This window comes from Eggerthella lenta DSM 2243, from assembly GCF_000024265.1.
Classification (GTDB): Bacteria; Actinomycetota; Coriobacteriia; order Coriobacteriales; family Eggerthellaceae; genus Eggerthella; species Eggerthella lenta.
In genome coordinates this window covers 2,422,501-2,449,016 of record NC_013204.1, presented here as the reverse complement: position 1 = coordinate 2,449,016, position 26,516 = coordinate 2,422,501, and the positions used below count along the sequence as shown (strand labels likewise).

Below are 26,516 nucleotides of genomic sequence, written 5' to 3'. Positions count from 1 at the left end.
GCAGTTCGAGCGCGCGGGGGCGCGCGGCAAGACGAGAGACGAGCGTGCGGCGGCCGTGTTCGCGGAGGTCGCAGAGGAGCATCCATGACCGATCGGAACTACCTGACTATCGGCGAGTTGGCGCGGCGCGCCGGCGTGACGGTGCGCACCATCCAGTACTACGACCAGCAGGGCCTGCTGTCGCCGTCGGCGAAGGGCCCGCAGAACCAGCGTCTGTACACCGACGACAACGTGAAAGACCTGTATCGCATTCTGACCTTGAAGTACCTCGGGCTGTCGCTGGCCCAGATCAAATCCGATGCAGCTCTTTACCGGGAGTCGGCCGCGTTGCAGGAGCTGGCCGACGAGCAGATGGACGCCATCGAGGAGCAGTTCCAATCGCTGTTCAAGCGTATGACCACGCTGCGCTCCCTGCACGACGAATCGCTTGCCGAGTCGTCCGTGAACTGGGAAGCCATGGCCGACACTATCGAGCGCTGCCAGGGCGAGAGCCAGTTCTTCTGGCGCCTCACCTGCATCCGCGACGACGCGCCGGCCGCCGAGGAGGCCGTCGAGGAGCAGGTGGCGCGCGGCGAGTCCGTGTCGAAGTGGCACGAGCTGATCGCCGACACCATCCGCCTCATGCCCGCCGGCGAGCCCGTGGACAGCGAGCGCAACCGCGAGCTGGCCAAACGCTACCTCGACTTGGACATGGAGCAGGACACGGCGCGCACCGAGCAGAACTTCATCCTCATGGAGAACATCGCCCCGCACGCAGGCGGCGACGGATCGTTCGACGAGCTGCGCCAAGCGGTGTTCGACCACCTGGAGGCCATCGTCGCCTCGTACCGTTCCCACCCCGATCCGGCCGACTAAGCCGCGATCTCGGCGCCGTGCGGGCGCCGCAAACCTCATCTCTCCTCCCTCCCTTTGCGGCTCCCGCACGGCACGTCATACCCTCGTTCGGCTCCAGCAACCACGGCAGCGCCGCCGACCAAGGCCTGCCGCACCGAAGAAAGGATACGCCCATGCTCGTGTCGTGGATGACGACGAACAAGTGCAACCTCAAATGCGTCCATTGCTACCAGGACGCCGAGGAGGCCACCGACCGGGAGCTCTCGACCGACGAGGGCAAGAAGATGATCGACGAGATCGCCCGCGCCGGCTTCAAGGTGATGATCTTCTCGGGGGGCGAGCCGCTCATGCGCCCCGATATCTACGAGCTCGTGGCGCATGCCGCGCGCGCCGGGCTGCGTCCCGTGTTCGGCTCGAACGGAACGCTCATCACGCCTGAAGTCGCGCTGCGTCTGAAAGAGGCCGGGGCCTGCGCCATGGGCATCTCGGTGGACAGCCTCGACGCGGCCAAGCACGACCGCTTCCGCGGGCTCGAGCGCGCCTACGATCTCACGATGGCGGGCATCGAGGCCTGCAAGCAGGCCGGCCTGCCGTTCCAGCTGCACACCACCGTGGTGGATTGGAACCGCGACGAGGTGTGCGCCATCACCGACTTCGCCGTCGAGATCGGCGCGATGGCCCACTACGTGTTCTTCCTCATCCCCGTGGGCCGCGGCAAGTTCATCCAGGAGACGTCGCTCGAGGTGCTGGAGAACGAGAAGCTGCTGAACGATATCATGCGCAAGGCGGCCGAGGTGCCGATCGACGTGAAGCCTACGTGCGCGCCCCAGTTCACGCGCGTGGCGAAGCAGCTTGGCGTGGACACGCGCTTCGAGCGCGGCTGCCTGGCGGGCCTCACGTACTGCGTCATCGGCAGCGAGGGCATCGTGCGTCCCTGCGCCTACATGACCGAGGAGGCGGGCGACGTGCGCGAGACTCCCTTCGATGAAATCTGGGCGTCGAGCCCCGTGTTCGAGAAGCTGCGCACGCAGGCGTACTCCGGCTCGTGCGGCACCTGCGACTACGCGCAAGGCTGTGGCGGCTGTCGCGCCCGCGCCGCCTACTACCACGACGGCGACATCCTCGCTCAAGACGACTACTGCGCCCACGGCAACTCGTTGGTTGCGTCGGCCTGACGGCCGACGCAACGTGCCGACGCTGCGGGGCTCCCTGGCACCCGATCTCGTGGGGAGGCCGAGGGCTCGCGTACCGAAGTACGCTTCGCCCTCGCCCTCCCCACGATCTCGGGCACCAGGGCGCCCCTCGCTGACTTCGCTAGACCTGCAAGCTGCAGCACCCAACCCGAAAGGACCCTGTTCATGACCACCATCTCAAAACGCATCGTTCCCACCGCCGTCGCCGCGTCCCTTGCTGCGACGATGATGCTTGCCGGCTGCTCGGCTGCTCAGCCGAACGCCGATGCTGACGCAAGCGCTCCGCAAACAGAAGCCCCGGCCGCCTCTCAGGCCGGAGCGGTCACGTTCACCGATGACACGGGCGCCGAGGTGACCGTCGACAATCCGCAGCGCGTGGTCGCCTGCATGGGCAGTTTCGCCAGCATATGGGAGCTTGCGGGCGGCACGCTCGTGGGCGCATCCGATGATGCGTTCACGTTGTCCGACTACGATCTGAAGTCCGAAAACGTGCAGAAGGTGGGCGACTTCTCGAACCCGAACCTCGAGTCCATCATCGCGCTGGAGCCCGACTTCGTGATCATGACGAGCGGCTCGGGCGGCCGCGGAGGCGACTCGAACCAGGCCGACCTCAAGGCGGCGCTCGCAGCGTCGAACATCCCGGTGGCGTGCTTTCAGGTGACGACGTTCGCAGATTACGAGCGCATGCTGCGCACCTGCTGCGACATCACGGGACGCGACGATCTCTACGAACAGAACGCCCAGGCCGTGTCCGAGCGCATCAAGGCGATCACGGCCAAGGTGCCTGCGGGCGAGGCGCCCACGGCGCTGGTGCTGACCACATTCTCGGGCGGCACCCGCGTGCAGGCGTCCTCGACGATGACGGGTGCCATGCTGGCCGATCTGGGCGTCAAGAATCTGGCAGACGAGAATCCCAGCCTGCTCAAGGATTTCAGCCTGGAATCGATCATCGAGATGAACCCCGACTACATCTTCGTGGTGCCCATGGGCAATGACGACGCAGCCGCCATGAAGGCGCTCGAGGATCAAACGGCTGCCAATCCCGCCTGGTCGACGCTCGATGCGGTTCAGAACGGCCGTTACGTCACGCTCGACCCGCATCTGTTCCAGTACAAGCCGAACGAGCGCTGGGATCAGAGCTACCAGGTGCTGTTCGACGCTCTGTACGCGTAAAGCGAAGGCCGTCCGGTGACTTCGTTCAACCGTGAAAAGGCCGCACCGCTCGCAATCGCCGTATCCGCCTCCGTCCTGGCGGCGGTGACGGCGGCGGCCTTCCTCGTGGGGTCGTCGTCGGTGAGCCTGGGCGATCTTGTCGCCTGGGCCACGGGCGGCGACGTGAGCGCGTCGGCGAAGAGCATCCTCGTGAACGTGCGCCTGCCGCGCGTGCTGGCGGCGCTTCTGGCAGGAGGCGCGCTGGCCGTGGCGGGCGCCATCATCCAGGCCGTGCTGGACAACCCGCTGGCAAGCCCCAACATCATCGGCATCAACTCGGGCGCCGGGCTGTTCGTGCTGATCGCCGCCAGCGTGTTTCCCAGCGCGCTCTGGCTGCCGCCGCTCGCGGCATTTGCGGGCGCGTTGGCCACGGCGCTCATCATCTTCGGCATCTCGCTGGGCGCCAGCACGTCGAGGCTCACCGTGGTGCTGGCGGGCATCGCCATCACGTCGGTGTTCGGTGCGGGCATGAACACCATCCTCATCGTGAACCCCGACGCCTACATCGGCTCGTCGGCGTTCCTCGTGGGCGGTTTGGCCGGCGTGCTCATGGACGACCTGTGGTGGCCCGCCGTTTACATCGTGGCAGGCCTCGCCGCGGCTCTGCTTGCGGCGGGCAAGCTGAACATCATGGCGCTCGGCGACGACACGGCCCATGCGCTGGGCATGAACGTGGGCGCGTGCCGGCTGGCCATGCTGGGCCTCGCCGCCGTGCTGGCGGGCGCGGCCGTCAGCTTCGCGGGCCTGCTGGGGTTCGTAGGGCTCATCATCCCGCACCTCGTGCGGTTCTTCGTCGGGCACGACAACCGCATCGTGCTGCCGTTGTCGGCCGTGTCGGGCGCGGCGTTCGTCGTCGTGTGCGACCTGCTGGCGCGCGTGCTGTTCGCACCCTACGAGGTGCCGGTGGGCATCCTCATGGCGTTCCTCGGCGGCCCCTTCTTCATCTACCTCATCTTGAAGAACAGGAGGGGAAGCCTTGAATAATGCGCCTGCATCCTGCGGGGCCGAGGGCCGAGAGGTCCGGCGCTCAAACAGTCCTGCTCGCACGAACAGCCCGCTGGGCTGTTCGGCTCGTCGCGGCACCGCGAAGCAAGTCCCCTCGGGGAAACTCGCGGCGGACCTCTCGGCCCTCGGCTCCTCGACCGCAGAGGTCGCGCAGCCCTGTGTTCCTGCCATCGAGCTTCGCGAGGTGTCGTTCTCCTACGGCAAGGAACCGTTCATCGGGGGGCTTTCCGCGATGTTTTCGCATGGGGCGGTGACCAGCATCGTCGGCCCGAACGGCTGCGGGAAGTCCACGATGGTCAAACTCGTCGACGGCTTGCTGCGGCCGCAGGCGGGGGAGGTGCGCGTCGGCGGGGTGCCCACGCTGTCGCTCAAGGCGAAGGCGCGCGCCCGTCGCGTGGCCGTGCTGGCCCAGGCCAGCCGCCCGCCGGCGATGACGGTGGAGGCGCTCGTAGCATGCGGGCGCTATCCGTACCAGGCGCATCAGGGGAAGCTCTCGCGCGAGGATCGCGAGCACGTGGAGCGCGCCCTCGAGCTTGCGGGCATCGCGCGGTTCCGGACGCAGGAGCTGAGGCGGCTGTCGGGCGGCGAGCGCCAGCGAGCGTTCATCGCCATGACGTTGGCGCAGGACACCGACCTCATCGTGCTCGACGAGCCCACCACCTACCTCGACATCCGCGCCTGCCACGAGACGATGGAGCTGATCCGCCGCTTGAACGAGGAGGCGGGCAAGACCATCGTCATGGTCATCCACGATCTCGACCTGGCGCTGCGCTACTCAGACCGTTTGCTGGTCATGGAACGCGGGCGCGCCGCGGCGGCCGGCACGGTGGAAGAGGTGCTCGCAACCGGCGCCATCGAGCGGGCCTTCGGCGTGAGCATCCGTCCGCACGAGGCCGCCGAGGGACGGGCCTACACGCTGTTCCCGGCGTAGGGTTCTGCGATGCGGCTCCGCAGGCCTGGCATCGCGAACCGTCCGGTAAACGTTGGGCGCGAATTGCACCCTATGGCAGAAAACGCGGGGCATTGGTCGCAGATTCCTCGTATGCGGAATCTGCGACCAGGCCTTATGTGCCCGCGCAATACCGAACCATCCGCGAAGCCTCGACTGCCTTTGCCATGGCTATCGTTTTGCGCCCAATCGAACGGGATGCGACGGGGCCGGGCCGCAAACCGCCCTAGCGCGTCGGCATCGCGAAGCCTTCCAGCGCCTCGTTCAGGTACTCGTTGAACGTCTTCATGGCTGCGAAGCTGTCCAGCAGCGCGCGGCGGCAGGCCTCGTCGTCGGCGACGACGGCATCGTCGAAGTGCTCTTCCACCGCCCAGCACTTGCACTTCAGGTACTCGGCGGCCGGGCTCTGCGGGTCGTAGCCCTTCGGCACGTTCTTCAGCGGCATGCCGACGAACCGGAAGCGCTCGGCGAACCCCGGCGCCTCGACGATGTCGAGGAAGGCTTGCGGGTCGGCCGCGATGCGGTCGCGCACCATGCGCGTGGCGTCCTTGAAGTGCGGCGCGAACAGGCCCCCTCCCGCGAACGACCCGCCCGGCGTCACGCTGACGAAGTACCCCACGGGCACCGGCATGCGCCCGGCGGGGGAGATGTGCGCACGGAACGTCGGATTGTACGGCGACTTGTCGTCGCTGAACCGCGTGTCGCGGTTGATGCGGAACGCGAGGTCCTTGGCATCGAGCGCCGCCAAGCACGGCTCCGTTTCCGCGAGGTCGGCTATGCAGCCCTGCACGAGCTCCAGAAACGCGTTCTGCGCCTCCTTCTTCCGCTTCTCGTGGGCGTGCATCCAGTCGAGGGAATTGTTCTCGCGCAGGTCGGCCAGGAAATCCAGCATGAGGACGTTAGGCATGGGAGGCCTCCTTGCCGGCGTTCACCACGGCGTCGAAGCTGGCGGTGCCCATGCACGCTTCCAGCAGCTCCTTGGCGCGCGGCGTGGGGCGGTAGGAGGGAAGCCGGTCGAACAGGCTGGCGTAGCCGTCCATCTCGTCCATGGCGTCGACGAAGGCGTCCTGCGCGCGCTCCTCCTCGGTGAGCTCGAGGTACTCCAGGTTGTGCGGGGCCAGCCGATGCGTGGCGATGGCGAAGTTCACGCGCCGCTCGCACGAGCACGTCTCCGCGCCGCCGTGCTGGCAGTACGCGCCCAAAAACTCGGCGACCGTCTTGCGGGCGCGCGACAGGCGCTGGCGGTACGCCTCGGGCGTGATGCCCAGCACGTCGGCCGCGGTGGAGCTGTCCACCTTGAACATGGTGCCCAGCACGTAGGCGCAGCGGCTGTCGGCGTCGAGGCATTGCAGCATCACGTTCGTGCACGACAGCTTCAGCTCACGCGCCAGCATGCCGCGGTCGACCCCTTCGGACAGGTCGGGGACGTCCTTCGCGCGCTCGTCGACGATGTCGGCCCCGTACATCTCGAAGCTGAACGGGGCGTTCGCGAACTGATGCGTGCGGCAGTCCTTGAGGTGGTTCACGGCGATGCGGTACACCCATGTGGAGAACGCGCTCTCCTTGCGAAACGTCGAGAGCCGGGTCATGATCTTGACCGCGATCTCCTGGCTCGCGTCCTCGGCGTCGTGGACGGTGCCCAGGAACCTGAGCGCAAGGTTGAACACGAGCCCGCTCGTGGACCGCAGCAGTTCCTCCAACGCCTGGCCGTCGCCTACGATGGCCTTGTCCACCAGGTCGAGCTGCGCTTCTTTCGATAATTCTTCGCGATGCATGGTGCCGCCTTCCGCGAAAGGCCCGCCGGGCGCTTCCGCTCGTCTCGTCGTCGGCCGGGCGCTCTGCGATGCGCCCGATGCCTTCCTTCGATAGGTTAGACGGTCGAATGTCGGAAGTGTGACGGAAAACGTGGAAAAAAAGAATGCGAGCGGGCCGGTAAGCCGGGTTCTGTCGTTGGACGACCATTTATCTCGAACGCCTGTCGCCAGACGCCTCTAGCACGCAACCCGAACGTACGGCGGGCAACCGTGTCGCGTTCCTATTTGCGCTTGCTCCAGATGGGGTTTTCCAAGCCGCGCCGTTGCCGGCGCGCTGGTGCGCTCTTACCGCACCGTTTCAGCTTTTCTCCCGTTTCTGCGCGCCGAAGCGCGTGTTCGCGGGGGAGTCTTCTTTTCTGTGGCACTTTCCGTCGGGTCGCCCCGCCCAGCCGTTAGCTGGCATCTTGCCCTATGGAGCCCGGACTTTCCTCACGCCGAAGCGCGCGATCGTCTGGCCCGCTCGCGTATGGTATTCTATCACGATCGGTACGGCTCGAAGGTAAGGAAAGTGTGGAACATGGCTACGTGCGCGCTCGTGGGGGCGGTCGATTTCAACGCGGAGGACTTCAAGGCCCGCCAGGCGGCCGGGGAGTTCGACTATGTCATCGCGGTGGACGCGGGCTTCGCGCACCTCGAGGCCATTGGTGCGGTGCCCGACATGGCTGTGGGCGACTTCGACTCGCTCGGCTATGTGCCGAAGTGCCGCCGCGTGTCGCGCCACCCGGTCAAGAAGGACAAGAGCGACATGGAGCTGGCCATGGAGAAGGCGTTGTCCTGGGGCCACGACGAGCTGATCGTCTACGGCGCGCTGGGAGCGCGGCTCGACCACACGCTGGCGAACCTGCAGCTGTTCGCGAAGTTCTCCGAGCGCGACGTGTACGTGACCGCCGTCGCCGACACGTACGCCGTGCGGCTGCTCACCGGTCCCGACGTGTTCGAGCTGCCGGCGCTTGGCGGGGGAACCGTGTCGGTGTTCTCGGCCAACGACATGGCGCGCGGCGTCATCGAGCGCGGCATGGAGTACTCCATCGACGACGAGCCGCTGTCGAACCGCACCTCGCGCGGGCTGTCGAACGAACTGACCGGCGAGGAGGCCACGGTAGCCGTCGAGGAGGGCACGCTGTACGTGTTCTACCCGCTGGCGTAAAACGAACGCAGGCCGGTCTCGGCCGGTCGGAACCACCGGCGCCACCCAAGGGTTTTCCCCTCTTATATCGACCTATCTCGAGAAACGCCGTTGACGGCGACGCTACGTCATAACCTATGCTCGAACGCAGCCGGTCGAAGTCCGGCTGCAGGCGAAGCGCCCGCGCATCGATGCGCGGGCAAGACGAGAATCCGACATAACGCGGAGAGGAGGTCGCATGGTCGAGACGGTTCGCGAGCGAATTCCCGACGGCGCGGAAGAGGGAGCATCGTACTATCCGGTGTTCCTCGACGTGCGGGGAAGGACGGCGCTCGTGGTGGGCGGCGGGGCCGTCGCCGAGCGGAAGGCCGCAGGCCTTGCCCGGGCGGGCGCGTGCGTTCGAGTCGTGGCGCCGACGGTCACGGCGGGCTTGGAGGCGCAGGCGCGCGACGGCCTCGTCGATCTGAGGCGCCGCGCATTTCGCGAAAACGACGTCGAGGGCGTGTTTCTCGTGTACGCTGCCACCGACGACGCGGCGGTGAACGAGGCGGTGTACGCCGAAGCCGAGGCGCGCGGCGTGCCGGCGAACGTCGTGGACGATCCTGCGCATTGCAGCTTCATCGTGCCGTCGGTGGTGCGGCGCGGGCCGTTGCAGTTGGCCGTGTCCACGTCGGGCGCCGCGCCTGTGCTTGCGAAGCGGCTGCGGCGGGAGCTGGAAGGGCGCTTTCCCGAGGATTGGGCGGTCTACGTGGACCTGCTGGCCGAGGTGCGCGCCCTCGTGCGTTCGCGCATGGCCGGCGGCGAAGCCGAGCGCGCCCCGGTGCTCGAGGCCGCTTGCGACCTGGGAGTGCTCGAGCGCCTGCGCGCAGGCGAGCGGCTCGATGCCGAGGCCGTGTACGCGGAAGCGCTTCGAGCGGCCCGCGCCGGGGCGGGTGACGGGCGATGACGCTCGTGGTCGTGGGCGTTAGCCATAAGACCGCCGGCGTCGAGCTGCGCGGCAAGCTGGCCGTTCCCGCCGATCGCCTTCGCGCGGACCTCTCGCGCCTGCTGGCGAACGACGAGGTGTCCGAGGCCGTCGTCCTCTCGACGTGCAATCGGACCGAGGCGTACGCCGTCGTGCTGGCCGCTCCCAAGGGCGTCCGCGCCATCGTCGAGACCCTCCGTCGCAACGCGGGCCTGGATGCGGATGGGGTGCGGGAGCTCGACCGGGCACTCGTCGTGAAGCAGGGGCCGGGCGCGGTGGAGCATCTGTTCCGGGTCGTTTCCTCCCTCGACTCGCTCGTGCTCGGCGAAGCGCAGATCATCGGGCAGGTGCGCCGCGCGTTCGCCGCCGCCGAAGACGCGGGGGCTGTGGGCGAGACGACGCGCCGGCTGTTCCGCAGCGCGCTCGAGGTGGGCAAGCGCGTGCGAGAGGAAACGGCGATCGGCGAGCGGCCGGTGTCGGTTTCCACGGCGGCCGTGCAGCTTGCGGAACGCGCGCTGGGAGAGCTCCGCGGCAGGCGCGCCCTCGTGGTGGGGACTGGCGAGATGGGACTGCTCGCGCTTTCGTACCTCGAAGAGCGCGGCGTGAGCGACATCGTGGTGGCGAACCGCACGTTCGAGCGCGCCGAGGAGGCGGCGGCACGCGTCGGCGGCACGCCGGCGATGCTCGACGAGCTGGGAGAGCGGCTCGCGCAAGCCGATCTCGTGGTGGCGTGCGCGGGCGGCGAGGACGTCCTGATCGCACGCGACGCGCTGGCGCGCGCCGTCGAGGCGCGCGGTGCCGATGCGTCGCCGATCGTGGTGGTCGATGTGGGACTGCCGCGCACGGTGGATCCGGCCTGCGCCGACGTGGCGGGCGCCGTCTGCTTCGACCTCGACGACCTTGATGCCGCCATGGCCGAGAACGCACGCTCGCGCGCTGCCGAGTCGGTGCGCGCCGAGGCGCTGGTCGCCCGGCAGACAGACGCGTTCCTCGCGTGGATGCAAGAGCGCGATGTCATTCCCACGGTGAAGCAGATGCATGGCAAGGCGCGCGGCGTGTGCGCATCCGAGGCGGCCCGCGCGGCGAAAGTGCTTGCCGCCCTGCACGGCGTCGAGACGTCCGAGGAGGAGCGGGCCGTGCTTGAGGCGCTGGCAAGCGCGGTGGCCAAGAAGCTGCTCCACGGCCCTGCCGCTCGCCTTCGAAAACAAGCGGGCGATCCGGATGCGTACCGCTACACCGAGGCGGCGCGCTACCTGTTCGGCCTCGACGCGTATCCGCAGGGGTTCTCGTGCCGAAGCGACGAGGGGCGCACGTGCCGCCTCGTTTCCGGATCGGCATGCGCCCGCCATGGCGGCGACGCGTGCCCCCACCATCGAGAGGAGCGTTCGTGCATCGTATGAGAATCGGAACGCGCGGCAGCAAGCTCGCGCTCTGGCAGGCGCATCACGTGGCCGATCTTCTGCGCGCCGCCAGCCCCGGCATGGACGTGAGCGTCGAGGTCGTCAAGACGAAAGGCGATAGGATCCTCGGCGTCGCGCTGTCGAAGATCGGCGACAAAGGGCTGTTCACGAAGGAGCTCGAACAGGCGCTGTTCGACGGCCGCGTGGACGTGTGCGTGCATTCGATGAAGGACGTGCCCACGGCGCTGCCGGAAGGGCTCGCGCTGGCGGGCTGCCTTATTCGTGCCGATGCGCGCGACGTGCTGGTGGCGGCGTCGGGCACGACGTTCGCGGGCCTGCCGGCAGGCTCCCGGGTGGGCACGGGCGCGCTCAGGCGCCTGTCCCAGCTGCGGGCGGTGCGCGACGACCTCGACTACGTCGAGGTTCGCGGCAACCTGGACACTCGCATCGCCAAGGTGCGCGACGGCGCGCTCGACGCCGTCGTGTTGGCGGCTGCCGGCATCGAGCGCATGGGATGGAGCGCCGAGGTCGCCGAGGCATTCTCCGTCGATACCGTCGTGCCGGCGGTAGGGCAGGGCGCGATCGGGCTCGAGGTCCGTGCGGACGACGAGCGGACGGCGCGGGCCTGCGCGCAGGTGCGCTGCGCCGCCACCGATGCATGCGTGGCTGCGGAACGCCACGTCATGCGCGCTTTGGACGGCGGCTGCCAGGTTCCCATCGGAGCCTATGCGCGCTATGAGGAGGGGCTGCTCGTGCTGGACGCGTTCGTGGGCTCGCTCGACGGCTCGCACGTGCTGAGAAGCCGTCTGTCCGCAGCGTCGCAGCCGCCCAACGACACGGACGCGGTCGAGGCGGCCGTCCGAGAAGCCCGCGCGCTCGCGCAGCGGGCGGTGGAGGAGTTTGAGGCCCAGGGCGCGCGTGCCGTGCTCGACGCGGTGCGGGCCGCGGGCGACGAAAGGCCGCTCGCATGACGGCGCAGGGGGTGGAGGCTCTGCTCGTGGGAGCGGGGCCGGGCGATCCGAACCTGCTCACGCTCGCGGGAGCGGCCGCGCTTTCGCGAGCCGACGTCGTGGTGTACGACTACTTGGCGAATCCGGCTCTGTTGGCGCACGCGCCGCAGGACGCCGAGCGCGTGTACGTGGGCAAAAAGGGCTTTTCGGAGCATGTGACCCAACGTCAGATCAACGAGCTGCTGGTGCAGCGTGCGCGCGATCTGGCCGCGCGCGGAGGCGGGGTGCTCGTGCGTCTCAAGGGCGGCGACCCGTTCGTGTTCGGGCGCGGCGGCGAAGAGGCGCTCGCGCTCGCCGAGGCGGGGTTCCCTTGCCCGATCGTGCCGGGCGTGACGAGCGGCGTGGCCGCACCCGCCTTCGCGGGCATCCCCGTCACGCACCGCGGGTTGGCCTCGTCGGTGACGTTCGTCACGGGAAGCGAGGATCCGACGAAGGCCGAGACGGCCGTCGACTGGAGCGGCATCGCCCACGGCGCCGACACGCTGTGCTTCTACATGGGCGTGCGCAACCTGCCCGTCATCGCGCGGCGGCTGATGGAGGCGGGGCGCTCGGCCGACACGCCGGTCTCCCTCGTCCGCTGGGGCACGACGCCCATGCAGGAGGTGCTTGCGGGAACGTTGGCCACCATTGCCGAACGTGCGGCGGCCGTCGGGTTCAAGGCGCCGGCCATCATCGTCGTGGGCGCCGTGGCCGCCCTGCGCGAGCGGTTGGCTTGGTACGAGCCCGGCCCGCTTGCGGGCACGACCGTCGCCGTCACGCGCACGCGCGCCCAGGCGAGCGGGCTGACGGAGCGGCTGCGTGCGCTCGGCGCTTCGGTCATCGAGCTGCCCGTCATCTCCATCGCAGCGCCGTCCTCGTTCAGCGGCGTCGACTCGTGCATCGAACGCCTCGCCGGCTACCGGTTCGTCGTGTTCACGAGCGCGAACGGAGTGAAGGCGTTTTTCGAACGCCTCGTGCTCGCAGGGCTGGACGCCCGCGCGCTCGCCTGCGCGCGCATCGCCGCCATCGGGCCCGCCACGGCGGCTGAGCTGGCCGAGCGCGGGATCGTCGCCGACCTCGTGCCCGGCGAGTTCCGGGCCGAAGCGGTGGCGGACCTGCTCATCGAGGCGGGCTTGACGGACGGCGACTGGGTGCTCGTGCCGCGAGCCCTCGAGGCGCGCGACGTGCTGCCTCGGATGCTGCGCGCCTGCGGAGCGCGCGTGGACGTCGTCCCCGTGTACCGCACCGTGCCTCCGTCGCGCGCTTCGGCAGAACCCGCCTTGGCGAGCTTGATAGCCGGGGAAGCGGACGCCGTGACGTTCACCTCGTCGTCCACGGTGCGCAACTTCGTCGGCCTCGTGCGCGACGTTGCGCCGAACCCGGTCGAGGTGCTCGAGCGCCTCGACTTCTATTCCATCGGGCCCATCACCACCACCACCGCTCGCGACGAGTCGCTGCGCATCGCGGCCCAGGCCGAAGCGTACACGATCGACGGCCTGGTCGAGGCCATCGTCAAGCACCGCGCCTCGTGCGTCAACGAAACGTGAAGGAGCGTATATGATCGGAATATCCAAGCTGTACTGCGGGGCGGTCGAGCCTGCCGACGTGCTGCGCTACAACCGCGAGTCGGGCAAGCTCCCCAGCGAGCTGCTGCAGTTCTCGCGCGACAAGAAACCCGTCGTGGTGTGGAACTGCACGCAGACGTGCAACCTGCGCTGCGTGCACTGCTACGCGGGATCCGAGTGCAAGAGCTACGAGGGCGAGATGTCTTCCGGCGAGGCGAAGGCCATGATCGACGACCTGTCCGCGTTCGGCGCGCCCGTGCTGCTGTTCTCGGGAGGGGAGCCGTGCATGCGCGAGGACGTGGTCGAGCTCATGCAGCACGCGAAAGATCGCGGCATGCGCGTGGTCCTGTCGACGAACGGCACGCTCATCACGCCTGAGCTGGCGGCGCGCTTCGCCGACGTGGGGCTTTCGTACGTGGGCGTGTCGCTCGATGGCGCGCGCGAGACGCACGACGAGTTCCGCGGCCTGCCCGGCAGCTTCGACCGCGCCATCGAGGGCATGCGCAACGCGAAGGCGGCGGGCATCAAGGTGGGCCTGCGCATGACCGTCAACAAGCGCAACTGGCGCGAGATAGGCGACGTGTTCGACATCATGGAGGCGGAAGGCGTGAAGCGCGCCTGCTTCTACCACCTCGTGTACACGGGGCGGGGGAGCGCGCTCATGGATGAGGACCTCGACCATGCCGAGACGCGTGCGGCTGTGCGCCTCATCATGGACCGGACGCGCGACTGGTTCGACCGGGGCGGGTCGCCCGAGATCCTCACGGTGGACAACCACGCCGACGGGCCCTTCGTCTACCTGGAGCTTCTGCGCGAGAACCCGGCACGCGCCGAAGAGGTGCTGCAGCTGCTCCAATGGAACCGCGGCAACTCCACGGGCGCGGGCATCGGGTGCGTGAGCTGGGACGGGGAGGTGTACGCCGACCAGTTCTGGCGCCATTTCCCGCTGGGCAACGTGCGCGAGCGGACGTTCTCGGAGATATGGGGCGACACGAGCCGCGCCACCGAGCAAAGCGAGCTCATGTTCCGCCTGAAGGACAAGCGGCCCTTCGTGAAGGGGCGCTGCCAGCAGTGTCGCTGGCTCGACATCTGCAACGGCAACTTCCGCGTGCGCAGCGAGGCCGCCACGGGCGATCTGTGGGGCCCCGACCCGGCATGCTACCTGACCGACGAGGAGATCGGCGTCGCGTAAGCGCGCCGGAGAGGAGCGACGACCATGGGATTTCCCGCTTACCGTCCGCGCCGCATGCGTGCGAACCCCGCGGTGCGCGCGTTCGTGCGCGAGACGCGCGTGGAACCGGGCGATCTGGTATACCCGGTGTTCGTGAAGCCGGGGGCCGGCGTGCGCGACGAGGTGGCGTCCATGCCGGGCGTGTTCCAGCTTTCGATCGACCAGCTGGCGGCCGAGGTGGACGAGCTTCGAAGCTGCCGCGTGAACTCGCTCATGCTGTTCGGCCTTCCTGCGCGCAAGGACGAGCGGGGCAGCGAAGCTTACGACGACCGCGGCGTGGTGCAGCAGGCCGTGCGCGCCATCAAGGAACACGCGCCCGACTTCCACGTGATCACCGACGTGTGCTTGTGCGAGTACACGAGCCACGGCCATTGCGGCGTGCTCGACGAGCGCGGGGGCGTGGACAACGACGAGACGCTCGGGCTCCTGGCGGCCGAGGCGGTGAGCCATGCGCGCGCCGGAGCCGACATGGTGGCCCCGTCCGACATGATGGACGGGCGCGTGGGCGCGCTGCGCTCGGCGCTCGACGAGGCGGGCTTTTCGCACGTGCCCATCATGGCGTATGCGGCGAAGTACGCGTCGGGCTACTACGGGCCGTTCCGCGATGCGGCCGATTCGGCGCCGGCGTTCGGCGACCGCTCGGCGTACCAGATGGATCCCGCGAACAGCGTCGAGGCGCTGCGCGAGGTGCGCCTCGACATCGAGGAGGGGGCCGACCTTGTCATCGTGAAGCCGGCGCTATCCTATCTGGACGTGGTGCGGCGCGTGAAGGACGCCTTCGCGTTTCCCACCGTGGCCTACAACGTGTCGGGCGAGTACGCCATGGTGAAGGCCGCCGCCGCGCAAGGGTGGATCGACGAGCGCCGCGTGGTGCTGGAGACGCTGCTTTCCATGAAGCGCGCCGGCGCCGACGCAATCATCACCTACCATGCGAAGGACGCTGCGCGCTGGATCATCGGAGGCCGTCATGGCCGCTGAGGCGCGCGGCACGCTGGGCGTCCACCTCGATTCGCCCGTCGCCCGCCGCGTGCTCACGCGCGTGCAGCAGGAGCTTCCCGTGTGCGAGCGCCCCTACGCGGCGCTGGGGGATGCGTGCGGCACGTCGGAGGAGCAGGCGTTCGCCGCGGTGGAGGCTGCGCGCACGGCCGACATCGTCCGACGCATCGGCGCCAGCTTCGAATCGTCGCGCATCGGCTACGCATCCACGCTCGTCGCGCTTGCCGTGGAACCCGGCGACCTCGACCGGGTGGCCGCGCTCGTGGGCGCGCATCCGGGCATCACGCACAACTACGAGCGCGACGACCGCTACAACCTGTGGTTCACGCTCATCGCGCGGGGCGCGGAGGCGCGCGACGCGGAGCTTGCGCGCATCGTGGCGCAGACGGGATGCGACGACGTGCTGGCGCTGCCGGCCATCCGCCTGTTCAAGATAAAGGTCGCCTTCGACGTGCGCGAAGGAGCTGGAACCGACGAGGCGTCCGCCGCTGCTCCTTCGTCGCTTCGCGCTCCCCTCGAGCCGGCGCGCGTCGTCGCAGAGCCGCTCGACGATGCCGATCGGGCGCTCGTGCGCGCGCTGCAAGGCGATCTGGGCGGCACGCTGCGCCCCTTCGCGCGCGCGGCCGAGGTCGCTTCCTCGTATGCGGGCACTGCGTTGAACGAGCGATGGGCCTCCGATCGCACGCGCGCGTTGCTGGAAGCCGGGGCTGTCCGGCGCTTCGGCGCGATGGTCCGGCACCGCCGCATGGGGTTCTCGAGCAACGCCATGGGGGTGTGGAACGTGCCGGACGAGCAAGTGCTGGCCGCGGGCACCGTTTTGGCGGCCCCGGCCGAGGTGAGCCATTGCTATGAGCGGCCGCGTTCGCAGACGTGGCCCTACAACTTGTACACGATGATCCACGGCCGCGACCGCGACGCCTGCGAGCGGACGGCCGCCCGGCTCCACGACGACTTGTCGAGGGCCGGCATCGACGTGCTGCCCGCGCGCCTGCTGCTGTCCACTCGGGAGTTCAAGAAGACGTCCATGCGCTACTTCGAGGAGGAACGATGACGAAGACCATCATGCGGCGCGAGCGTTCGGCCGCGCTGTTCGCCGAGGCGCGGCTGCGCATCCCCGGCGGGGTGAACTCGCCGGTGCGCGCGTGCGCGAACGTCGGGTGCGACCCGGTGTTCTACGAGCGCGCCGAGGGCAGCCGCGTCGTCGACGTGGACGGCAACGAGTACGTCGACTTCATCGGCTCATGGGGGCCGATGATCCTCGGGCATCGCCCGCCCGCGGTTCTCGAGGCGGTGCGCGCCCAGATGGAGCGCGGGCTGTCGTTCGGCGCGCCCTGCGAAGCCGAGGTGCGCCTGGCCGAGCGCATATGCGCGCTCGTGCCGTGCGCCGAGATGGCGCGCATGGTGTCGTCGGGCACCGAGGCCACGATGAGCGCGGTGCGTCTTGCGCGCGGTTTCACGGGACGCTCGCTCGTCGTCAAGTTCGACGGGTGCTACCATGGCCACTCCGACGCGCTTCTGGCGAACGCGGGCAGCGGTGTGGCCACGCTCGGCATCCCGGGTACGCCGGGGGTGACCGAGGGGGCCGCGCGCGACACGCTCGTCGCGCCCTACAACGACCTCGAAGCTCTCGAGCGCATCCTCTCCGCGCACGAGGGCCGCGTGGCCGCCGTCATCGTGGAGCCCGTCGCGGGCAACATGGGCGTCGTGCCGCCCGCCCCCGGCTTCTTGGAGGGGTTGCGCGCGCAGTGCGACCAGGCGGGCGCGCTCCTTATCTTCGACGAGGTCATCAGCGGGTTCCGCGCGGCGCTCGGCGGCGCGCAGGAGCGTTACGGCGTGATGCCCGATGTGTGCACGCTCGGCAAGATCGTCGGCGGCGGTTTTCCCGTGGGCTGCTTGGCCGGGCGCGCGGAGGTGATGAGCGCGCTCGCTCCGCTGGGGCCGGTGTACCAGGCGGGCACGCTTTCGGGCAACCCCGTGGCCATGGAGGCTGGCCTTGCCACGCTTTCCCAGCTCGAATGGCCGGGCGTGTACGAGCGGCTCGAAGCCGGGGGCGCGCGGCTTCAGGCGGGCCTCGAGCGCGCGGTCGCGAACGCGCAGGCGCCGTGCACGGTGAACCGCGCAGGGTCGCTGGCCACGCTGTTCTTCTCGCCGGATCCCGTGCGCGACTACGCGGGGGCGAAGGCGTGCGATACCGAGGCGTTCGCCCGCTATTTCGCCGGCATGCTCGAGCGGGGATTCCTTATCGCGCCGAGCCAGTTCGAAGGGCTGTTCCTCTCGCTCGCCCACACCGACGACGAGATCGACGCGTTCGTCTGCGCGGCCGGTGACGTGCTGTCCGAACTGTACGGGACGCCCGGCTCCTGACCATCCCGGAAGGTCGCCCGCCGCGTGCGGATCCGGCCTTTTTCGCGATACGCCCCCATCGTCTAGCGGCCAAGGACGCCGGCTCTTCAAGCCGGAAACGGAGATTCGAATCCTCCTGGGGGCACCAGCCTCGCACCGTCCCGGGCAACGCGCCCGGGGCTTTCGCATGCGCACTTCGCCGCGTACCGCCGTTGCCGTGGAAAAACCGTCGTCTACGCGTCGTCCGCGCCGCTTATGCGCACGGAAGGCTATACTGGTCGCGTACCTTTTCATACCGGGGAGCTTGCAGCCGCATCGCGGCCGGACAGGCTGAGAGGAAGCGCCGATTCACGCTTCGACCCGAGGAACCTGACATGGGTAATGCCAACGAAGGGAGTTCTATGACGCAGATCGACGCGGCACGCGCCGGCACCATCACCCGCGAAATGGCCATCGTGGCCGAGAAGGAGGGGCGCGACCCCGAGTTCATCCGCGAGGGGGTTGCGGCCGGGCGCATCGCCATCCCCGCCAACATCCACCATACCAGCTTGTCGCCCGAAGGCGTGGGCGGCGGCCTGCGCACGAAGGTGAACGTGAACCTGGGCATTTCGGGCGACGTCGCCGACGAGGCCGAGGAATGGAAGAAGGTGGACGTGGCGCTGGAGCTGGGCGCCGAGGCCATCATGGACTTGTCGAACACCGGCAAGACGCACGCGTTCCGCAGCGCGCTCATCGAGAAGTCGCCGGCCATGATCGGCACCGTGCCCATGTACGACGCCATCGGCTATCTGGAGAAGCCGCTGATCACCATCACGGTGGAGGACTTCCTCGACGTGGTCCGCGCGCATGCAGAGGACGGCGTGGACTTCGTCACCATCCACGCGGGCATGAATCGGCGCACCATCGAGTCGTTTCGCGAGACGGGCCGCCTCACGAACATCGTGAGCCGCGGCGGGTCGCTCATCTTCGCGTGGATGGAGGCCACCGGCAACGAGAACCCCTTCTACGAGTTCTACGACGAGGTGCTGGCCATCCTGCACGAGCACGACGTGACCATCAGCCTGGGCGATGCCATGCGGCCCGGCTCCTCGTACGACGCCACCGACGCGGGGCAGATCGCCGAGCTCATCGAGATCGGCAAGCTCACGAAGCGCGCATGGGACGCGGGCGTGCAGGTGATGGTGGAAGGCCCCGGGCATATGGCGCTCGATGAGATCGCCGCCAACATGAAGCTGGAAAAGCGGCTGTGCCACGACGCGCCCTTCTACGTGCTGGGGCCGCTGGTCACCGACATCGCGCCGGGCTACGACCATATCACGGCCGCCATCGGGGGCGCGGTTGCCGCGGCTTCGGGCGCCGACTTCCTCTGCTACGTCACGCCGGCCGAGCATCTGCGCCTGCCCGACGCCGCCGACGTGCGCGAGGGCCTCGTGGCCACGAAGATCGCCGCGCATGCGGCCGACATCGCGCGCGGGGTGCCCGGAGCGCGCGACCGCGACAACCGCATGAGCGACGCTCGGCGCCGCGTGGACTGGGAGGGCATGTTCGCCGAGGCGCTCGATCCGGTCAAGGCGCGCCGCTACTTCGAGAGCGCTCCGCCCTCGACCGACGGCACCTGCACCATGTGCGGCGAGATGTGCGCCATGCGAACCGTGAACACCATCATGGACGGCCTGACGGTCGATCTCGGGAAGGAGTAGCCTATGGAACCGTTCGCTTTGAAGAGGGCCTTGGACAACGTGCGGGCGACGACGCCGCTCGTGCATAACATCACAAACTACGTGACGGTGAACGACTGCGCGAACGCGCTGCTGGCCATCGGCGCAAGCCCCATCATGAGCGACGAGCCCGCCGACGTGTTCGACATCACGTCCATCTGCGGCGGCCTCACGCTGAACATCGGCACGCTCAACGAGCGCTCCATCCAGGGCATGTTCGCGGCCGGCGAGCGTGCGAGCGAGCTGGGCCATCCCATCGTGCTCGACCCGGTGGGCGCCGGGGCGTCGGCTCTGCGCACGCGCACGGCTTCCGACCTGCTGGACAAGCTGGCCGTGTCCGTCGTGCGCGGAAACATGTCGGAGGCGAAGGCGCTCGCAGGCGGCGCGGCGGCCACGCGCGGCGTGGACGTGTGCCCCGGCGATGCGGTCACTGAGGACAACCTGGCGGCCGGCGCGGCGTTCGCGCGCGACTTCGCCGCGAAGACGGGCGCCGTCGTGGCCGTCACGGGCGCCATCGACATCGTGGCCGACGCCGAGCGCGCCTACGCCGTTCGCAACGGCAGTCCCCTCATGGGCCGCATCACGGGCGCGGGCTGCATGCTGTCGTGCGTGTGCGCGGCGTTCGCGACGGCGAACCCCGATGCGCTGCTCGACGCCACGGTGGCCGCCGTCGTCGGCATGGGGCTGGCAGGCCAGATCGCCCAAGGCCGCATGGGCGGCTACGACGGCAACGGGTCGTTCCGCACGTACCTGCTGGACGCCCTGTACAACCTCGACGGCGATGCCCTGGAAGCGGGCGCGCGGGTCGAAGAGCTAGCATAAGGAGGAGCGCATGTACCCGAGGGAGAACCTGCGCCGGGCGATGGCGCTGTACGCGGTCACCGATCGCGCGTGGCTGGGCGAGCGCACGCTTTCCGCGTGCGTCGAAGAGGCGCTTGCGGGCGGTGCGACGTTCGTGCAGCTGCGCGAGAAGGACGCTCCCCGGGCCGAGGTGGTGCTGCGCGCCCGGGCGCTCGCGCCGCTCTGCCGCGAGGCGGGCGTGCCGTTCGTGGTGAACGACGACGTGGAGGCGGCTCGCATCGCGGGCGCCGACGGCGTGCACGTGGGGCAGGATGACGCCGCATGCGTCGAGGCGCGCGAGAAGCTGGGGCCCGACGCCATCGTGGGCGTGTCGGTGCAGACGGTGGAGCAGGCGTTGGTCGCCCAGGCCGACGGCGCAGACTACTTGGGCGTAGGAGCCGTGTTCGGCACGCCCACGAAGCCCGATGCCGCCGACGTGGGGACGGACGGCCTTGCCGCCATCTGCGCCGCCGTCGATATTCCCGTGGTGGCCATCGGCGGCCTGAACGAGCGTACGATCCCCGAGCTCGCGGGGACGGGAGCCGACGGCGCGGCGGTGGTGTCGGCCATCTTCGCGGCTGAGGATATCGAGGAAGAGACGCGTCGTTTGCGGGCGGCGGTGCAAGCGGCGCTCGGCGCATAGCCGACGCTCGCCGATAGAAAGAAAAGCGCTATGGAAGCAGTGCTCAGCATCGCGGGTTCGGATTCCAGCGGCGGCGCGGGAATCCAGGCCGATATCAAGACCATCGCCGCGCACCGCCTGTTCGCCGAGACGGCGATCACGGCGCTCACCGCGCAGAACACGCTGGGCGTGACGGGCGTGCTCGACGTCGATCCGGCGTTCGTCGCGAAGCAGATCGACGCCGTGTTCGAGGATATCCGGCCTGCCGCCGTGAAGGTGGGCATGGTGTCGTCGGCCGCCATCATAGAAGCCGTCGCCGACGCGCTCGAGCGCCACGCAGCCGCCAATATCGTGGTCGATCCCGTCATGGTGGCCACGAGCGGCGCCCGCCTCATCGGCGACGATGCGATCGAAGCTTTGAAGGCGCGCCTGCTGCCGCTCGCGGACGTGGTCACGCCGAACATGCCGGAGGCTGCGGTGCTGGCCGGGTTCGAGGTTGTAGACGAGACGTCGATGGAACGCGCCGCGCTGCGCCTTGCCGAGGCGGGGACGGGCGCTGCCCTCGTGAAGGGCGGTCATCGCCATGATCGCGCCGACGACGTGCTGGTCACGGCGGAGGGCGATGTCGTGTGGCTGCGCGCGCCGCGCGTCGACACCGAGAACGCCCACGGCACGGGCTGCACGCTCTCGTCCGCCATCGCCTGCGGGCTTGCGCAAGGCCGCTCGGTGGAGGAGGCGGTGCGCTCTGCGAAAGGCTACGTCCACGGAGCTCTTTCCGCCGGCCTCAACCTGGGAAAGGGAAGCGGCCCCCTCGACCACATGTGGGAGTATTAGGTTCCGGCGGCCTTCCGGCCGCCGGAACATGCCGATGCTGCGGCCGCCCATGGCACCCGATCTCGCGGCGATGCCGAGGGCTCGCGTACCGAGGTACGCTTCACCCTCGCCATCCCCACGATCTCGGGCACCATGGCCGCCCTCGCTGACTTACTACGCCGACCTGCGCGCCCGTTTCGCGCTTAGCGCGAAGCTCCGATCCGTCACCGCTCGAACACGCACGTCCCGCCCATGAAGGTGGCCAGCACCTTCGTCTTCTGGATGTCGTCGGCGTCGCAGGCCAGCAGATTGCGGTCGAGCACGGCGATGTCGGCCAGCTTGCCCGCTTCCAGCGTGCCCAGCTCGCTGCGACGTCCTGCCGACGCGGCGCTGCCCTGCGTATAGGCGCGCAGGGCTTCAGCCATGCCGATGCGCTCGTCGTGCAGCCATCCGCCTGTCGGCTCGTGGGTGCCCGGGTCCTGCCGCGTTACCGCGCTGTACAGCACGTCCATCGAGTTCACACCTACCACGGGCGAGTCCGTGCCGAACGCCAGCACCGTGTTGTCGTCCAGCAGCGTGCGGAAGGGCCACATGTACGGAACGCGTTCGGGCCCCAGGTCGCGCTCGGGGCCGCCGGGATCCAGCGTCATGTGAGGAGGCTGCACGGCGGCCACCACCTGCAGATCGGCCAGCCGCTTCATATCCCCGGGCAGGAAGTTCTCCAGGTGCTCCAGGCAGTTTCGCCGCCCCTCCGGCAGCGGTCCGAATTTCGCGCGCGCCTCTTCGAAGATGTCGAGCGCCGCATGGATGGCCGCATCGCCGATGGCGTGGATGCGCACGGGGAAGCCCTGCTCGGCTGCGGCAAGCACGTAGCGTCGCATGATCTCGGGATCCACCGTGGGTCGGCCGCAATCGCCTTCGACGTGCGCGTTCGCGTACGGTTCGGTCACCCAGGCGGTATGCTGGCTCGACACGCCGTCGAAGAACTGCTTGAAACCGGGTGCCTGCAGGCACGGACCCGTGTAGCGCGCACGCATGTCCTCGAAGCGGCTCATGTCGTCGAGCAAGGTGGGGAAGAGGTGCACGCGCGCGGTCAGCTCGCCGCGCTCCAGCAGGGATGCGTGCACGTCGTCCCGGATGAAGTCGAGCCCCGGATGGGCCATGAGCGACATGTCGCATACGCTGGTCACGCCGTTCTCGGCCAGCCGCGCGAAGAAGCCGCGGTAAGCGTCGGCCACCTCCTCGTCGGTGAACGACCCCATGATCTGCGGCATCAACTCCATGGCGGCCGCCTCGCGCACGATGCCGGTCAGCTCGCCTGTCTCGTCGCGGTCGTAGGAGCCGCCTGCCGGCGGCACGCTGTCGCGCGTGAGCCCCAGCTCGTCGAGCGCGGCCGAGTTCAGCCACAGCGTGTGCGCGTCTCCCGAGTACAGCGCCACGGGACGCGTGGGGAACGCTTCGTCCAGCGAGCGCTTCGACGGCAGCACTGGCGGGTTCCAGCGGTATTCGCGCCATCCTTGTGCTAGAAGCCAGCCGTTCGGCCGGTCTTTCGCGAACGCTTGCATGCGCGCCACGCAGTCGGTCTCGCTTTCGCCCAGAAACATGGTCGCCAAGGGCGAGGAATACACGGCCGAATGGAAGAAGTGCAGGTGCGAGTCGTGAAATCCCGGAACCACGAGCGCGTCCCCGAAGTCGCGCACCTCGGGCGCGCCCCCGCCTGCGTTCGCCTCGAGCGCGAAGGCGCGCACGTCCTCGCGCGATCCGACGGCGACGATACGATCGCCCGCGACGGCGATGGCCGCAGGTCGGGCGACGTCGCCGACTCCTGTGAACACGTTTCGGCTCTCGATGATCAGATCGATGCGCATGTGATGCTCCCTTCTAACGCGGCTGCGGCGCTACGGCAGCTCGAAACGGTACTCGTCGCCGCAGATGGTTTGCTTGATCTTGCCTTCGCACACGAGGTGCACGAGGTGGGCCATCGTCTCGCCCATCGAGAAGAACTTCTGGTCGAGCGGCCATTCGTTCCAATTCTCGTAGCGCCACTTGGCATGCGACGATATCGATACGATGTCGTCGTGGCCGGCGGCCACGAGGTCGTACAGTTCCTGGAGGCGCTCCCCATGATGCGCTATCAGGAACATGACGCGTTCGCGCAGTCCGGTGTAGGGCGTTCCGTGAGCCGGAAGCACCAGATCGACGTCGTACGAGTACATCTTCCCCAAGCTCTCCAAGAACTCCTCGAGGGCGTTGTACGCGGGGAACCACGACGAAACCGACGGCGTTATGCGCTCCAGCACGTGGTCGCCGATGATCATGAGCTTGCGGTCGGGCTCGTACAGGCAGATATGCCACGGATCGTGTCCTGGCGTTTCGATCACCTCGAACGAGAAACTTCCGGCGCGCAGCACGTCGCCCTCGTGCAGGTAGATGAGATCGGGCTTGCACGTCAGCGGCAGCAGCTCGGCCGATATGTGCAGGCGATGCTTGCCCTTGCGGAACACGAGTCCGCTTTGCTGCGGCGTCGCCGCCTTGCGCAGCAGGGGGCCGAACACGTTCGCTTGCATCTGCATGAGATTCTCCACCTCTTTGAACGAGTGGAGGTTCGCATACACGCGCATACCGTCGCGGTAGATCCGATCGAGATTGCCCGTATGGTCGGGATGAGAATGCGTCAGGACGATCTCGACGGTGTCCCAGGTTCGCCCGAGGGATTCCAACGCCTTGTCAAGCGCCTTCTCGCATGCCGGGTGGTTGAAGCCAACGTCGATGATCGTAGTCGTCTCGTCACCAAGGACGATGTAGGAGTTCAGCGCCTGCAGGGGGTTATGGGGAAGCGGCACGCGCACGCGGTAGAGCCCGGGGCAGATCAGCAGGGGCTCGCCGAACGGCAGTTCCGCAGGGGCGCCAGCTGGCGGGGTCTCGGGTGCGCGGTTCTGTTCTTGCTCCATGAGGTTTCCTTTTCTCTTCGTTCGCCGCCATTGTACGACAGCATGCGCGGCCGGCGGTAGAAGGCTTTAGGCGAGAAGGGCGTAAGGCACCGTAATTCCGCAAGATGGCACATTTTGGCACACGAAAGACGATCGAAAAGAAAAAGGCCAGGAGCTTGTGCGCTCCTGGCCTACAATTTATTGGTAGCTCCGACCGGATTCGAACCGGCGACCTCCGCCTTGAGAGGGCGGCGTCCTAAACCGCTAGACGACGGAGCCACATAGTGCGCTGTGCAGTATACCGTAAAAATGGCTGGGGTGGAAGGAGTCGAACCCTCACATACGGTACCAGAAACCGCTGTCCTGCCATTAGACGACACCCCATCGGCTAACCGATGTGCTCCTGTTGTTTTAAACAACAGTCGCAAGCGCGAGTTGGTATATTACGGGGTATGCGGCGCTTCGTCAAGCCTTATCGGCAAATTATTTTGGAAAAGTTGACGAATTGGATGGTCGGACAGGACGCAAGCGTGCGATTTTCCGGCGTTTACCAGGTGTTTATCCGTTCAAACCGTCTTCGTAGCCCACGGTCACGTGCATGGCGTCGCAGAAGGGCTTGTTGCGCGACGCGCCGCAGCGGCACAGCGCATAGCGGTTGCGCAGCTCGTACTCGGTGCCGTCCGCGCCGACGAGCGGGATGCCGCCGCGCACGTACAAAGGGCCGCTCACGCCTTCCTCGGGGTCTTCGAGCAGGGCGATGGAGGGGCCGAGCTCCGGCTCGTACATCGCTCCGGTCTCCGAATCGACGTGCACGAGCCTTCCGGCTGGGCAGTCGGTGGACTCCTGGACAGCCTCGCGCTTCAGGCGCTCGTCGCCGGACAGCTCGGTGAGCGTCCATACGTCGCCGTCCTCGCGGTGGCAGAAGCGGGCGAACGCGCAACGGTTGTCATCGTACAGCGTCACCCCGGGGCCAGGGTAGATGTCGGCGCGCTCCTCGAACGACGCGCGCGACGCGGTTTCCGCGCCGTGGAAGCCGGCGGCAACGTGCGAGCCGTCGCAGAACGGCGGTGTGCTCGTCTGCCCGCAGCGGCACAGCGCGTAGGTTTCCTGGTGGGGAAAGGCGCGCGCCGTGCGGTACTCGCGATGGCCGCCGACGGGGGTGATGACCTCCTGGGTCAAGGGCACCCCTCCGTTTACGAGATACGGTCCGTTGAGGGATATCGTGATGCTCATGCGATCGACGGGGGCGTCGACGGCGGCTTCCGGCTGCGACTGGGCGGTTGCGGAGGGTGTGGTCATGAGGTGCCTCGCTTTCCAGGGATGATCGTGATGCGCGTATGTCAGTATAGAAAGCGAACGCGTGCAGCGATCGGCATGCGGGAAGCCGTCACCGGGCGGTGGCTCGGCCGTTATAGAGGGCCTCGATCTTCATGCTCGGCACGCCATCCCTCTATGAAAGCGCGCAAAGCGCACGCCTCGTTGTCGATGCGCTCGTCCATGACGGCGTCGAGCGCATCCGACAAGGCGAGGCCGACGAGGGGACCCTGCGGCACGCCGAGCTCGATGACGTCGCGACCGTCGATGGCTAGCTTCTTCAGCGAGAACGCCTCGTCGGCGGCGAGGATCTCGGACAGGATGCGCTCCAGCTCGTCGGCATCGGACACGCGGTCGATGCAGCGAGGCGCCTGGCCGCGCGCGTCCCCGCGTTTAAGGTCGCACAGGGCGGCGAACAGCTCGACGTTGCCGCCCAGGCGCGAAAGCGCGCGCTTCACGGCTTTCGGCGTGCGATCGATCACGTCGTCGTGGCGTTCGACCAGCGTCAGCACCTGTGCGGCGAACGCCGACGACAGCGCGAGTCGGTCCATGATGCCGCGCGCCAGCATCACGCTTATGGCGGCGTGCCCGTAGAAGTGCCCCGTCCCGTCTTCGTCGGTGAAGAACGCCGCGGGCTTGCCCATGTCGTGGAACAGCG

The 26,516-nt window shown here is 68.2% G+C and carries 24 protein-coding genes, 3 tRNA genes, 1 other RNA gene and 1 riboswitch (1 of these 29 running past the window's edge); of the genes, 19 read left to right on the top strand and 9 right to left on the bottom strand.

Annotated elements, in window-relative coordinates; translation table 11 throughout:
- Window positions 1–84: 84 nt before the first annotated feature.
- From ELEN_RS10445 to ELEN_RS10425, 5 genes are all read left to right on the top strand, one after another.
- The gene (locus tag ELEN_RS10445) at window positions 85–855 is read left to right on the top strand and encodes a MerR family transcriptional regulator (protein ID WP_015760947.1); all 771 of its coding nucleotides are present in this window, start codon (window positions 85–87) and stop codon (window positions 853–855) included.
- Between the two features lie 152 nt (window positions 856–1,007).
- Window positions 1,008–2,009: a putative heme d1 biosynthesis radical SAM protein NirJ2 gene (gene nirJ2, locus ELEN_RS10440; protein WP_015760946.1), complete on the top strand. Its 1,002-nt coding sequence runs from the start codon at window positions 1,008–1,010 to the stop codon at window positions 2,007–2,009.
- A gap of 183 nt (window positions 2,010–2,192) precedes the next feature.
- Window positions 2,193–3,200: an ABC transporter substrate-binding protein gene (locus ELEN_RS10435; RefSeq protein WP_015760945.1), complete on the top strand. Its 1,008-nt coding sequence runs from the start codon at window positions 2,193–2,195 to the stop codon at window positions 3,198–3,200.
- Between the two features lie 15 nt (window positions 3,201–3,215).
- A complete protein-coding gene (locus ELEN_RS10430) occupies window positions 3,216–4,223 on the top strand; it encodes a FecCD family ABC transporter permease (RefSeq protein ID WP_009306232.1) in 1,008 nt (335 codons plus the stop codon).
- Between the two features lie 253 nt (window positions 4,224–4,476).
- Entirely contained in the window at window positions 4,477–5,175 is a 699-nt protein-coding gene (locus ELEN_RS10425; RefSeq protein ID WP_156996985.1) for an ABC transporter ATP-binding protein, read from the top strand.
- 244 nt (window positions 5,176–5,419) lie between these two features.
- Here ELEN_RS10425 and ELEN_RS10420 read toward each other — a convergent pair whose 3' ends face one another.
- From ELEN_RS10420 to rnpB, 3 genes are all read right to left on the bottom strand, one after another.
- Complete coding sequence (locus ELEN_RS10420) at window positions 5,420–6,100, bottom strand: DUF2461 domain-containing protein (protein ID WP_015760943.1); 681 nt, start codon at window positions 6,098–6,100, stop codon at window positions 5,420–5,422.
- Window positions 6,093–6,968 carry an RNA polymerase sigma factor gene (locus ELEN_RS10415; protein ID WP_009306229.1) on the bottom strand — a complete coding sequence of 292 codons (876 nt, stop codon included), beginning with the start codon at window positions 6,966–6,968 and terminating at the stop codon, window positions 6,093–6,095. The genes ELEN_RS10420 and ELEN_RS10415 overlap by 8 nt, the downstream gene beginning before the upstream one ends.
- 142 nt (window positions 6,969–7,110) lie before the next feature.
- An RNA gene (gene rnpB, locus ELEN_RS15835) (RNase P RNA component class A) lies at window positions 7,111–7,470 on the bottom strand.
- Window positions 7,471–7,524: 54 nt separating this feature from the next.
- Between rnpB and ELEN_RS10410 the strand changes: the two genes are divergently transcribed.
- From ELEN_RS10410 to thiD, 14 genes are all read left to right on the top strand, one after another.
- Window positions 7,525–8,154 (top strand): thiamine diphosphokinase, encoded by a 630-nt coding sequence (locus ELEN_RS10410; RefSeq protein ID WP_035585968.1) that lies wholly within the window; start codon window positions 7,525–7,527, stop codon window positions 8,152–8,154.
- 217 nt (window positions 8,155–8,371) lie between these two features.
- Entirely contained in the window at window positions 8,372–9,079 is a 708-nt protein-coding gene (locus tag ELEN_RS10405; RefSeq protein ID WP_015760941.1) for a precorrin-2 dehydrogenase/sirohydrochlorin ferrochelatase family protein, read from the top strand.
- A complete protein-coding gene (gene hemA / locus ELEN_RS10400; protein WP_015760940.1) occupies window positions 9,076–10,497 on the top strand; it encodes a glutamyl-tRNA reductase in 1,422 nt (473 codons plus the stop codon). The genes ELEN_RS10405 and hemA overlap by 4 nt, the downstream gene beginning before the upstream one ends.
- The gene (hemC, locus tag ELEN_RS10395) at window positions 10,494–11,468 is read left to right on the top strand and encodes a hydroxymethylbilane synthase (protein WP_035585969.1); all 975 of its coding nucleotides are present in this window, start codon (window positions 10,494–10,496) and stop codon (window positions 11,466–11,468) included. Before hemA ends, hemC begins: the two co-directional genes overlap by 4 nt.
- Window positions 11,465–13,033, top strand: coding sequence for a uroporphyrinogen-III C-methyltransferase (cobA, locus tag ELEN_RS10390; protein ID WP_015760938.1), 1,569 nt, complete (start codon window positions 11,465–11,467; stop codon window positions 13,031–13,033). Before hemC ends, cobA begins: the two co-directional genes overlap by 4 nt.
- 10 nt (window positions 13,034–13,043) lie before the next feature.
- Window positions 13,044–14,243, top strand: a complete 1,200-nt coding sequence (ahbC, locus tag ELEN_RS10385) for a 12,18-didecarboxysiroheme deacetylase (RefSeq protein WP_015760937.1) — start codon at window positions 13,044–13,046, stop codon at window positions 14,241–14,243.
- A 24-nt stretch (window positions 14,244–14,267) separates the two neighbouring features.
- Window positions 14,268–15,260 carry a porphobilinogen synthase gene (gene hemB, locus ELEN_RS10380; protein ID WP_015760936.1) on the top strand — a complete coding sequence of 331 codons (993 nt, stop codon included), beginning with the start codon at window positions 14,268–14,270 and terminating at the stop codon, window positions 15,258–15,260.
- Entirely contained in the window at window positions 15,250–16,329 is a 1,080-nt protein-coding gene (gene ahbB / locus ELEN_RS10375; RefSeq protein ID WP_015760935.1) for a siroheme decarboxylase subunit beta, read from the top strand. The genes hemB and ahbB overlap by 11 nt, the downstream gene beginning before the upstream one ends.
- Complete coding sequence (hemL, locus tag ELEN_RS10370) at window positions 16,326–17,642, top strand: glutamate-1-semialdehyde 2,1-aminomutase (protein WP_015760934.1); 1,317 nt, start codon at window positions 16,326–16,328, stop codon at window positions 17,640–17,642. The genes ahbB and hemL overlap by 4 nt, the downstream gene beginning before the upstream one ends.
- A 51-nt stretch (window positions 17,643–17,693) precedes the next feature.
- Window positions 17,694–17,769 (top strand) — tRNA-Glu (locus tag ELEN_RS10365).
- A 138-nt stretch (window positions 17,770–17,907) separates the two neighbouring features.
- A riboswitch (TPP riboswitch) is annotated at window positions 17,908–18,034 on the top strand.
- Window positions 18,023–19,321 carry a phosphomethylpyrimidine synthase ThiC gene (thiC, locus tag ELEN_RS10360; protein ID WP_081434200.1) on the top strand — a complete coding sequence of 433 codons (1,299 nt, stop codon included), beginning with the start codon at window positions 18,023–18,025 and terminating at the stop codon, window positions 19,319–19,321. (Overlaps the previous riboswitch by 12 nt.)
- Window positions 19,322–19,324: 3 nt before the next feature.
- Window positions 19,325–20,161 carry a hydroxyethylthiazole kinase gene (gene thiM / locus ELEN_RS10355; RefSeq protein ID WP_015760932.1) on the top strand — a complete coding sequence of 279 codons (837 nt, stop codon included), beginning with the start codon at window positions 19,325–19,327 and terminating at the stop codon, window positions 20,159–20,161.
- A 10-nt stretch (window positions 20,162–20,171) separates the two neighbouring features.
- Window positions 20,172–20,822, top strand: coding sequence for a thiamine phosphate synthase (thiE, locus tag ELEN_RS10350; RefSeq protein WP_015760931.1), 651 nt, complete (start codon window positions 20,172–20,174; stop codon window positions 20,820–20,822).
- A gap of 30 nt (window positions 20,823–20,852) precedes the next feature.
- On the top strand, window positions 20,853–21,635 hold the full coding sequence (gene thiD, locus ELEN_RS10345) for a bifunctional hydroxymethylpyrimidine kinase/phosphomethylpyrimidine kinase (protein WP_015760930.1): 783 nt from the start codon (window positions 20,853–20,855) through the stop codon (window positions 21,633–21,635).
- A 203-nt stretch (window positions 21,636–21,838) separates the two neighbouring features.
- Here thiD and ELEN_RS10340 read toward each other — a convergent pair whose 3' ends face one another.
- The 6 genes from ELEN_RS10340 to ELEN_RS10315 all read right to left on the bottom strand — a co-directional run.
- A complete protein-coding gene (locus ELEN_RS10340) occupies window positions 21,839–23,482 on the bottom strand; it encodes an amidohydrolase (protein WP_015760929.1) in 1,644 nt (547 codons plus the stop codon).
- A gap of 30 nt (window positions 23,483–23,512) precedes the next feature.
- Window positions 23,513–24,565, bottom strand: coding sequence for an MBL fold metallo-hydrolase (locus ELEN_RS10335; RefSeq protein WP_009306222.1), 1,053 nt, complete (start codon window positions 24,563–24,565; stop codon window positions 23,513–23,515).
- 181 nt (window positions 24,566–24,746) lie between these two features.
- Window positions 24,747–24,823, bottom strand: a tRNA-Glu gene (locus ELEN_RS10330).
- A gap of 31 nt (window positions 24,824–24,854) precedes the next feature.
- A tRNA-Gln gene (locus ELEN_RS10325) sits at window positions 24,855–24,928 on the bottom strand.
- Window positions 24,929–25,102: 174 nt separating this feature from the next.
- Window positions 25,103–25,843 (bottom strand): CDGSH iron-sulfur domain-containing protein, encoded by a 741-nt coding sequence (locus ELEN_RS10320; protein ID WP_009306221.1) that lies wholly within the window; start codon window positions 25,841–25,843, stop codon window positions 25,103–25,105.
- Window positions 25,844–25,953: 110 nt separating this feature from the next.
- A protein-coding gene (locus ELEN_RS10315; RefSeq protein ID WP_015760928.1) for a CCA tRNA nucleotidyltransferase crosses the window boundary here: on the bottom strand, window positions 25,954–26,516 show its 3' portion. Its footprint extends 835 nt past the window's final position; only the last 563 of its 1,398 coding nucleotides appear in the window; its start codon lies off the right edge, out of view; it ends in the stop codon at window positions 25,954–25,956.